The sequence below is a fragment of the Reyranella sp. genome (assembly GCF_004297405.1).
Lineage (GTDB): Bacteria > Pseudomonadota > Alphaproteobacteria > Reyranellales > Reyranellaceae > Reyranella.
The window spans coordinates 1-10,457 of the sequence record NZ_SCVC01000005.1 but is presented as its reverse complement, the minus strand read 5'-3'; the positions used below and the strand labels follow the sequence as shown (position 1 = coordinate 10,457).

The 10,457-nt window shown below is 61.3% G+C and carries 8 protein-coding genes and 1 pseudogene; 3 read left to right on the top strand and 6 right to left on the bottom strand.

Annotated features, from left to right (window positions below):
• Positions 1 to 696 precede the first annotated feature (696 nt).
• From glgX to EPO50_RS02205, 6 genes are all read right to left on the bottom strand, one after another.
• Positions 697 to 2,796 carry a glycogen debranching protein GlgX gene (gene glgX / locus EPO50_RS02230; protein ID WP_296341016.1) on the bottom strand — a complete coding sequence of 700 codons (2,100 nt, stop codon included), beginning with the start codon at positions 2,794 to 2,796 and terminating at the stop codon, positions 697 to 699.
• Between the two features lie 91 nt (positions 2,797 to 2,887).
• Positions 2,888 to 5,281, bottom strand: coding sequence for a glycoside hydrolase family 65 protein (locus tag EPO50_RS02225; protein ID WP_296341015.1), 2,394 nt, complete (start codon positions 5,279 to 5,281; stop codon positions 2,888 to 2,890).
• 30 nt (positions 5,282 to 5,311) lie between these two features.
• The gene (locus EPO50_RS02220; RefSeq protein ID WP_296341014.1) at positions 5,312 to 6,070 is read right to left on the bottom strand and encodes an HAD family phosphatase; all 759 of its coding nucleotides are present in this window, start codon (positions 6,068 to 6,070) and stop codon (positions 5,312 to 5,314) included.
• A gap of 31 nt (positions 6,071 to 6,101) precedes the next feature.
• Complete coding sequence (locus EPO50_RS02215) at positions 6,102 to 6,671, bottom strand: histidine phosphatase family protein (protein ID WP_296341013.1); 570 nt, start codon at positions 6,669 to 6,671, stop codon at positions 6,102 to 6,104.
• Positions 6,672 to 6,680: 9 nt separating this feature from the next.
• The gene (locus EPO50_RS02210) at positions 6,681 to 9,083 is read right to left on the bottom strand and encodes a phosphoketolase (protein ID WP_296341012.1); all 2,403 of its coding nucleotides are present in this window, start codon (positions 9,081 to 9,083) and stop codon (positions 6,681 to 6,683) included.
• Between the two features lie 60 nt (positions 9,084 to 9,143).
• Positions 9,144 to 9,299, bottom strand: coding sequence for a class I fructose-bisphosphate aldolase (locus EPO50_RS02205; RefSeq protein WP_296341011.1), 156 nt, complete (start codon positions 9,297 to 9,299; stop codon positions 9,144 to 9,146).
• Between the two features lie 85 nt (positions 9,300 to 9,384).
• On the opposite strand from EPO50_RS02205, the pseudogene EPO50_RS02200 reads away from it, so the two are divergent.
• From EPO50_RS02200 to EPO50_RS02195, 3 genes and pseudogenes are all read left to right on the top strand, one after another.
• A pseudogene (locus EPO50_RS02200) lies at positions 9,385 to 9,636 on the top strand (SUMF1/EgtB/PvdO family nonheme iron enzyme); the annotation flags it as partial.
• A gap of 50 nt (positions 9,637 to 9,686) precedes the next feature.
• Complete coding sequence (locus tag EPO50_RS31485; protein WP_367268023.1) at positions 9,687 to 9,773, top strand: hypothetical protein; 87 nt, start codon at positions 9,687 to 9,689, stop codon at positions 9,771 to 9,773.
• A gap of 212 nt (positions 9,774 to 9,985) precedes the next feature.
• A partial coding sequence (locus EPO50_RS02195) for a hypothetical protein (RefSeq protein WP_296341010.1) occupies positions 9,986 to 10,457 on the top strand: 472 nt, incomplete at its 3' end.

Below are 10,457 nucleotides of genomic sequence, written 5' to 3'. Positions count from 1 at the left end.
TCGACGATGCTCCACCTGCCTGCCACCCCATCACCCGGCTGCAGGCGAGACGTCGTGTGTGTCGATCCTGTCGAGCTTGCCGAAGCCTTGAAGGCGGACGCCTCGTGACGCGGGAGCATGGCTTGGCTTAGCGGCCGAGTCACGGAAGGGAATTCCAAACACAGGATCAGGGATTGCAGGCGCCATTGCAGGGATGCGTGAACAATGGAGAGGGATCGGCCAACGGATCAAGGCTAGGGGCTGCGTCGATGCCGGCCGCTCATCGAACCCTACATCGAAGACTCTCGAATGACCAACGCGACTGTCTTGCGATAGAGGATGTCGATGAAGCTGCGCGGTGCGGCCTCGATGACTACCCGCCCAGCCAGTCGTGACGTTGTCTCTGCCGAGGGGGCGCTGGTGGTCAGGATGGCCCGATAGATAGCTCGCTCGGGGACGAGTGAGCCGCCAGTGCCACGCCGAACGGCAATAGGCCCTTCGTTGGTCGAAGCCAGCTCCGGTACATCGATGGGACGTGTCGAAACATGCGCGACCTCGCTGACAACGAGGGGCAGGGTGCGGCCGTCCAGCAGGATCAGTCGTGCCGATGCGCCAGTCCGGACACGATCGAGGTCGGACCTACTCGATCACCTCGTTCGATAAAGCAGAGTCCCTGCGGTCCAGAAAGCTTACCAATGCTCCAGCCCTGCCGGACAGCTACCCATCGGTCTCACTGAGCCTCAGCGCGAGTAGAACCACCGACCGTGGCTGCACTTCGTACTTGGCCTGCGTCACAACCGACGCATCGCGCCATAGGCAGATGTCGTCGGGCGTCTGCAACGCTGTGTCGATGCAACGACGCCATGCTTCTCGATCTCCCCCAGGAAGGGGTGGCAACTGGAACGTAAGCGGGTTCCAGTACGCGTTGAACATTGCGTGCAACAAAAAGCGGGCGCGCAGACTTCGCAATGTGAAGGCCACAGAGTGCGAGCCCTCGCTCCAGTCCGGACGTCCGAGTTCCACGCCGTGCCACTCCAACCGCGTGCTGCGAAGAAGGCTGTTAAGGCTATGCGCCCGGCCCTCCATCACGACATCCCGACGCTGACGAAAGCCGTTTAGCACTTTCACGAACCGATGGATGTCGCCGTGTCGCTCCAGCAGGGTCCAGTCGAACCAACTTATCTCGGAATCCTGGCAATAGGCGTTGTTGTTGCCCCTCTGGGTTCGACGCACCTCGTCGCCCATCAGCAGCATCGGCGTACCCATTGCCAGAAGCTGCAGGACGAAGAAGTTTTTGACCTGCCGGTTACGCAACGCCTCGATCGCGGGATCGTCAGTCGGGCCTTCCACGCCGCAGTTCCAGCTCAGATTGTCGTTCGAGCCGTCGCGGTTGTTCTCGCCGTTGGCCTCGTTGTGCTTGTGGTTGTAGGAAACGAGGTCGTTGAGAGTGAAGCCGTCATGGCAGGTGATGAAATTTATGCTTTGCTCGGCCGTGCGCTCTTCGTGTCCATAAATGTCCGGGCTGCCGAGGATACGGGCGGCTACGCGCGGTACCGAGCCATTGTCTGCTCTCACGAAACGCCGCACATCGTCGCGGAAGCGGTCATTCCACTCCTGCCACGTATCACCGACGAAGTTGCCCACCTGGTAGAGTCCTGCGGCATCCCAGGCCTCTGCAATCAGTTTCGTCCCGGCCAGCAGTGGATCCGATTCGATGTCCCACAAGACAGGTGGGTTTGGCAGGAGGCGGCCCTTCTCTTCACGCGACAGAATCGACGCCAGGTCGAAGCGGAAGCCATCAACGTGCATCTCGCTCACCCAGTAGCGCAGGCTGTCTTGAATGAGCCGGCGCATGATCGGGTTATTGGCATTCAGCGTGTTGCCGCAGCCGCTATAGTCGGCATAACGTGACTTGTCCCCGTCCAGAATATAATAGGAGCCATTCTCCAGACCGCGCCAACACAGCGTCGGCCCGTCGATGCCGCCCTCGGCTGTGTGATTGAAGACGACATCCAGGATCACCTCCAATCCCGCGCGGTGGAGCGCCTTGACCATATCCCTGAACTCGTCGAGGACCGCGAGCGCGCTGCCGCGCGAACAATAAGCGTTATGCGGTGCGAAGAATGAGACCGGCTGGTATCCCCAGTAGTTCACGAGGCCCGTCGGTGCGGCCTGGGCATCGAACTGAAACACGGGCAGGAGTTCCACGGCAGTGACGCCGAGCTCCTTGAGGTACGGAATCTTGTCTATCAGACTGGCGTAGGTGCCGCGCTTCTCCGGCGCAACCTTTGAACTGGGATGACGCGTGAAGCCCCTCACGTGCAGTTCGTAGATCACGGTTTCGACCAGGGGCCGCTTGAGCGGTCGATCGCCCTCCCAGTCGTAGCGGCGCGGCTCGGCAACCACGCTTTTCATGGCTGTGGCGGCATTGTCGCCCGACCGTGCCGCAGTTTCACGATCATATGTCTTCGGAACAGCTACGGCGATGCCATAGGGATCAAGAAGCACCTTCTCGCCATCGAAGCGAAGTCCCTGTGCCGGCTCAAAGAGTCCGTGCGCGCGGTAGGCATACACTTGCCCGGGTTCCAGGCCCGAGACGAAGACATGCCAGTAGTGATACGTGCGGTGCTTGTCGGCGTGGAGCGGAATAGTCCTCGAAGGTTGCCCGGCATTCTCGTCATCGAACAGCAGCAGCTCTATCAGCGTCGCGCGCCTAGAATAGACGCAGAAGTTGACGCCGCCCGGTTGGACCGTGGCGCCGAGCAGAGCGCTTTCACCCGGTGTAACGACGCTCGCGGTCGTTCCTGGCGTACTCATGCTCATCCCTCGGGGTGACCTGGATCAGCTGCGCTCTGTGGATCTGCGCCGCTTCCGGCAGCCTCCGCGCCGATCGGGGAAAGGCGGCCGCTCATCGCGCCGGCTCCTCAATCCTGCTGACCGGCCGGACTGCAGCCGGATGTTCCGGGGTAAGCCGTATCTGTTCGGTTTCATGGCGGATCACGAGACCGTCACCCTTGCGCAAGGTGTATTTCACCTGGTCCGCACCGACTTCGACCGCCAACATCTGGCCGCGGTACGTCAAGGCAAACCGAAGCTTGGCGTCATCTTCCGGTGCCCGGCGCGGCCAGAACGACAGTGTGCCGTCGTCGTCCCGCATGCCAGCCAAACCGTAGGTGAGCATCATCCACGTGCCGCCCATCGAGGCGATGTGGCAGCCATCCTTCACGTTGCCACCGATGTCCGCAAGATCCATCAGGAGAGCCGCCATCCCGTACCTGATGGCCTTGTCCATATCGCCGATCTGTGCGGCAACGATCGCCTCGATGCACGACGACAATGAGGAATCGCCCGTCGTGAGCGGATCGTAGAATTCGAAGTTGCGCTTCTTCTCCTCCCGAGAAAACGCATCGCCCAACAGGAACATGGCCAGGATCACGTCTGCCTGTTTGATCACCTGTTTTCGGTAGATGTTGAGCGGATGGTAGAACAGCAACAGCGGGTAGCGATCGCTCGGCGTGTTTCGGAAGTCCCAGGGCTCTTTGTCCAGAAAGCTGTCATCCTGCGGGATGATCTTCAATCTCTCATCGTACGGGACATACATGCTCTCCGCAGCGCGGGCCCATGCCTTCGGCTCGGAAGGCTCCAGTGCCGTCTTGTCCACAAGACCGACATAAGCCGTGGGCCTGGTTGACCGCAGAGTTTCGATGGTCTGGACTGCGTAGCGCAGGTTTTCGCGGACCATCAGGTTGGTATAGGCGTTGTTGTTCACCACTGTGTTGTATTCATCGGGCCCGGTGACGCTGTTGATGCAGAAATTCCCGCCCTTTGCCTCCGAGTAGAACCCCAGGTCCAGCCAGAGGCGGGCCGTCTCCACCAGCATTTCTGCGCCACAATCGAACAGGAACTGCTCGTCACCTGTCGCCTGCACGTACTTGCGCAGAGCGTACATGATGTCAGCGTTGATGTGGTACTGCGCGGTCCCCGCGGCATAGTATGCCGACGCTTCTTCGCCGCTGATCGTGCGCCAAGGAAACAGCGCGCCACGATGGCCCAGTTGCCGGGCGCGGGCCCGTGCCTGCGGCAGCATCTTGTAACGGAAGGTCAGCAGATTTTTGGCGATACGCGGCGAGGTGTACGCCAGGAACGGAAGCACGTAGATCTCAGTGTCCCAGAAGTAGTGGCCCTCGTAGGCCCGTCCGGTGAGACCTTTTGCCGGCACACCGGCATCCTCCGCCCGCGCGGAGGCTTGCAGGATGTGAAAGAGGTTGAATCGGATCGCTTGCTGGATTTCCACGGTGGTACGCTGCGTGCGATCCGGCCTGATGTCCTCGACAAGGACGTCGCTGCGCCGCCAGAAATCGTCAACGTACTGCTCCTGGGAAGCGAGCAGTTGATCGAACCCCAGGCTGACCATGCGATCTATGGTCCATTCGGCCCGGCCGCAGAGTTCCTCCAGCGATGCCGTCGGGGAGGTATGATAGACCATGAATTTGGTCAGGCGGATGGCCGCGCCGGGCTTGGCCTCGATCGTGAAGGCCACTTGGCCGAAATTGTCGCTATTGACCGCCTTGTACGCGTGCTTGCACGACGTCTCCATGACATGGTCAACGGCACACGTCACAGCCAACTGGCTCTTTTCGGTCGCGTGACAGAGCACGATGCGGCGGTCGTTCGCATAACTGGTCCGGGGATGGAGTACCCGACCGGCAACCCCTTGCGCCAGACGTGGGTCGTTTTCGTCACTGGAAGCACTCTGTCCATTTGCGATCATCTCTGAAGAGATGACAAGCGACGCCGCTTCGTTGACCGTCACGCTGTACGAGATTGCGGCCACGTGCCTGTGGGCGAACGAGACCAGCCGCCGGGATGCGATCGACACCTGCTTGCCTGACGGGGTCTCCCAGAGAATCGCCCGGTCGAGCGTCCCGGACTTCATGTTGAGCCGGCGGTCGTAGTTCAGAAGGTTTGCGCCAGGCAGCCAGAAAGGCTCGTCATCGACAAAGAGCTTGATGATCTTGCTGTCGGTCACGTTGAAGATGGTCTGGCCGGTTCTTGCGAACCCATAGGCGTCTTCACCGTAAACGATCGGCCGGGTCTCGTAGAATCCATTGATGAGCGTGCTGTTCTCGGCGCAGGGTCCTCCCTCCTCCGGGCAGCCCCGCATTCCCAGGTATCCGTTTCCAAGCGCCAACATCGTCTCCAGCTGGGCCAGGAACTCGGGATGAAAACCCTTTTCGACGACGTTCCACTCGTCCGCGGGATAGTCATGCGAGGGCGGTCTCAGCCGTTCGTGATGGAGCATCGGGCTAGTCCTCCCAGATCGTGGGCGTCATCAGTCGACGAGCTCGATCAGGTCGTTGACCACTAGGTGTGCGCCGTGGCGCCGAAGCTCCTCAGCGTTGTCTCGTCGCGCGACGCCGATGACGAGGCCGAACTTCCCCGCAAGTCCGGCCTCGATTCCCGACAGGGCATCTTCGACAACAACCGCTCGCGCGGGCTCAACGCCGAGCAACCTTGCCGCTATCAGGAAGGTATCGGGAGCAGGCTTCCCGGCGAGGTGCTGCGCCTCGACCGTGGCACCGTCAATCCGCACCTCGAACAGTCCATCCACGTTGGCGGCCTTCAGGACGGCCTCGCAGTTCTCGCTCGAGGAAACGACCGCGACTTTCCAGCCATGGCGGCGAAGCTGGTGGATGAATCGAACGCTTCCTTCGTAAGCGTCGACACCCTTCTCCTCGATGGCCCTGGTGACCAAGCGATTCTTGCGGTTCCCGAGGCCACCGACAGTCTCAGCCTCCGGAGGATCGTGCTGGCTTCCCTCGGGAAGATGGACGCCGCGTGATTTCAGAAAGTCGCGAACGCCGTCGAATCGGGGTTTGCCGTCAACATGGAGCCGGTAGTCGGCGACCGGGTCGAAGGGTCGAAAGGCTTCGCCTGTCCGCCTTCCACGCTCCCGGAGATACTCGTCAAACATCTGCTTCCAGCAGGCACCGTGGATGCTGGCCGTGTTCGTTATCACCCCGTCGAGGTCGAACAGGACGGCGTCGTACCGGTCGCGGGTGATCAGACTTCCGCCGCTGGGCTGTCGCATCGATCGTTCCCCACTCTCCAGGGCAAATCGCCTAGCCGACGAAAGGCCCGTTCCAGATCTCGACTGCAGGCGCCTCGCGGTAGTAGCCGAGGACACAAAGCGTACCTGTATCGAGCAGGAAATGCTCACCGGCGTGCGTGGGCAGCCCGATCCACCGCGCTGCCAGCACCCGTAATATGTGCCCATGCGCGAACAGCGCGACGTTCCCGTCGGCCTTGCGCGCGCGGCCTATCACCCGGTCGACGCGGGCAGCCACTTGTTCCGGCGTTTCGCCATCCGGGCATCCATCCCGGAAGACGAGCCAGCCTGGGGCACTCTTGCGAATCTGCTCGAGCGTCAGGCCTTCGTATTGCCCGTAATTCCACTCCACCAGGTCGGGATCGGCAATCGCCCTCTCCCCGAGGCCTGCGAGCCTGCAAGTTTCCCGAGCCCGCTGCATCGGGCTGCACAGAACGACCTCGAACGGCTCCCGTGTGAGCACCAGTCGCATCCGCTCGGCGAGCCGACGGCCGTTGTCCGTCAACGGAATATCGGTCGTGCCGGTATGCTGCCCACTCAGGCTCCAGGCCGTCTCCCCGTGCCTGATGGCGAACAACTTCACGTACGCGCCTCAGACATTGTCGGCCTCCGTGGAGCCGCGTGGCCCGGATGCCCCAACCTGATCCCAGGTCCAGCCGCGGATCTCCGGCATGTCGTCGCCGTAACGGGCGATGTAGGCCTTGTGGTCGATCAGCTTGTCGCGGATCGCCTGCTTGGCGTAGGCGGCGCGCGCCCCGAGCTGTGGCAGCCGATCGATCACATCGCCGACGAGATGGAAGCGATCGAGCCCGTTCAGGACACACATGTCGAAGGGGGTCGTCGTCGTGCCTTCCTCGACATAGCCGCGCACATGGACATTTTCGTGACCATGCCGCCTGTAGGTCAGGCGATGGATGAGCCAGGGATAGCCGTGGAACGCGAAAATCACCGGCTTGTCCGTTGTGAACAAGGCGTCGAAATCCCAATCCGACAGACCATGCGGGTGCTCGGACGGCGGCTGCAGCGTCATCAGATTCACGACGTTGACGACTCGCACCTTGACCTCCGGCGCGTGGCGACGAATGAGGTCAACCGCGGCCAGCGTCTCCAAAGTCGGCACGTCGCCGCAGCAGGCCATCACCACGTCCGGTTCGCCGCCCTTGTCGTTGCTCGCCCATTCCCAGATACCGAGGCCCGCCTGGCAGTGCTTGACCGCCTCGTCCATGGTGAGCCATTGCGGTGCGAGTTGCTTGCCGGCGACCACCACGTTGACGTAGTTGCGGCTGCGCAAACAGTGGTCTGTGACCGACAGCAGGCAGTTGGCATCGGGCGGCAGGTAGACGCGCACCACCTCGGCCTTCTTGTTGACGACATGGTCGATGAAGCCGGGATCCTGATGGCTGAAGCCGTTGTGGTCCTGCCGCCAGACGTGACTCGACAACAGATAGTTCAGCGAGGCGATGGGCCGTCGCCACGGGATGTGATTGCACACCTTCAGCCACTTGGCGTGCTGGTTGAACATCGAATCGATGATGTGGATAAAGGCCTCGTAGCACGAGAAAAAGCCGTGCCGTCCGGTCAACAGGTATCCTTCCAGCCAGCCCTGGCATTGATGCTCACTCAACATCTCCATCACCCGGCCGTCGGCGGCGAGATGGTCGTCCTCCGGCCGCGTTTCGGCGACCCAGGCGCGGTTGGTGACCTCGAGCACGTCCTGCCAGCGGTTGGAGTTGTTCTCGTCCGGGCTGAAGAGTCGGAAGTTGCGATACTCCATGTTGAGCGCCATCACGTCGCGCAGGAAGCGCCCCATCACGCGCGTCGACTCGGCCGTGACCGCGCCCGGTGCGGTCACCTTGACGGCATAGTCGCGAAAGTCGGGAAGCTTCAGCGCGCGCAGCACTTGGCCGCCGTTGGTCTTGGGATTCGCGCTCATGCGACGATGGCCTTTGGGCGCCAGTTCGGCGAGTTCGGGCTGCAATCGCCCCCCCGCATCGAACAGCTCCTGCGGCCGGTAGCTCTTCATCCACTGCTCGAGGATCTTCACGTGCTCGGGCTTCTCCATGTCGCCCATCGGCACCTGATGAGCGCGCCAGTAGCCTTCGCTCAACCGACCGTCGATCTCCTTGGGACAGGTCCAACCCTTGGGCGTACGCATCACGATCATAGGCCAGCGCGGACGCTCGACAGCGCCCTCATGCGCCCTCGCCTTGATGCGGCCGATTTCGGCGATGACGGTGTCCAGGGTGGCGGCCATCAGCTCGTGCACCTGTTGCGGATCATCGCCTTCGACAAAATAGGGCGTGTAGCCGTAGCCGCGGAACAGGTGGTCCAGCTCCTCATGGCTGATGCGGGCGAGAACACAGGGATTGGCGATCTTGTAGCCGTTGAGGTGCAGGATCGGCAGGACGACGCCATCAGCTGCGGGATTCAGGAACTTGTTGGAATGCCAGCTTGTTGCGAGCGCCCCGGTCTCGGCCTCGCCATCACCGACGACGCAGGCGACGATCAGGTCGGGATTGTCGAATGCGGCGCCATAGGCGTGAGAAAGGGCATAGCCGAGCTCGCCACCCTCATGGATCGAGCCAGGCGTTTCGGGCGCCACATGGCTTGGAATACCGCCCGGGAACGAGAATTGCGTGAACAGGCGCTTCATACCCTCTTCGTCGGCGGAGACGTTCGGATAGACCTCGCTGTAGGTCCCCTCCAGATAGGCGTTTGCGACCAGACCGGGCCCGCCGTGTCCAGGGCCAGTGATGTAGATCATGTCGAGGTCGTGCTTCTTGATGAGCCGGTTCAGGTGAACATAGATGAAATTCAAACCCGGGGTGGTTCCCCAGTGGCCCAACAGCCGCGGCTTGATGTGATTTTTGCTGAGGGGCTGCTTGAGCAGCGGATTGTCGTAGAGGTAGATCTGGCCGACCGAGAGGTAGTTGGCGGCCCGCCAGTACGCATCGATCAGCGCACGATCTTTCTCGGATAGCGAGTTTGCCATCATTACCTCCCGATGCAATGCCAATCGAGCTTCGATTGCGCCGCCTCGGCGCAAACGGTGGTCTTAGTCGCCGCGCCAGTCGCGTCGGCTTTGCTCAGTCGAAGAGATGACGAGCGTATCGAAGCGCTTCGTCAGGGTCGGCACGGTTTCGTCGGCCGCTAGGATCCCCTTCCCGTTGGCTACCAACAGTGCAGCCAAGTTCTCAAGATCCCGGTTCATTCTGCGGATCTTCCCACTCGGCGCCGTAAGTGTGCTTTCTATCACCGGAGCCTACCACACACCCACGTCGCCTGCGGTAGCATTCTGGTGGTCGGAGCGTCATGAGGCCGATGCTGCCAAGGCCTGCTGCGTGCCGCAGAACCCACACGGTGCAGCGATGGAAGGCAGCTACGATCCGCGCCAGCCCACCATCCGCATCCCACGCAAGGTGCCAAAGGGCGGCTCGCATCTCTGCGCGCCCAGCTATTGCCGGCGTTATCGCCCGGCCGCGCGTCATGCCGAACCAGTCGATACCTCGACCAGCCATGTCGGATTCAGGTGTGTCGTCAGGAATTAGAGGAGGAGGCCACGAGTGATCAATCCAACGTTGGCGTTTTCGCCTAGCCGGTGACCTACGGCGAGACCAGCGTCATGACTGTCATCGTCAGCTGTAGCACTGACGTCTATGAGAAGACCTTGGGGCGGAGGCGTTAGCCAGAGCTGAGGGTGCGGCCGTGGCGCGCTTTCACATGCAGTTTGATGCCCCTCAAATCGAGGCAGACCAACCGGACTAGTTCTCGTAAGCTCGCGGACGCTCTCTGCGGCAAGTCGTGCGTTTTGCGCCCGATCGTTGGTTCGCTTTAGCAACGCTCTCTCCGCAGGCGCCCGTTGGCGGGCGGACTCGCGGTGTTCATTTAGGGATCCAGATGGTCGTACTGGCGCGAGGTCTTCATTGCAGAAGAGCACATGTACCTTGGCTCATCATCGGCGCCTTTGTGACCGCATGCTCTACAAACACTTCTCATCAGCAAGTGGCAATGCAAGCTTCGCAGGCCGGCGATCAAAAAACGGCGATTAGCCTCGCAAAGAAAGAGGTCGCCCGCTTTTCCACTGCTGATGAATGCTCGCGAATTAAGAAGCTAAACTGCGGAACGCTCGCGTTAGCTTACAGTAGCTTGGCTGAATACCAGATACTGGACGGCGACAAGAGAGGTGGGGAAAGTAGCTTTAATAGTGCCAAGGAGGCCCTCGACTTGATGGATCCGAAGCAAAAGCCAGGTGCTACCGCTATGGTGTATCGAGATGTTTCCGAAGCCTTTTGGAAGATTGGCGATCGCGCGCGCGCTGTAGCTGTATTTAACGAAGGTCGTGCCGCAGGCGGAGATGTATGGCTCTTCA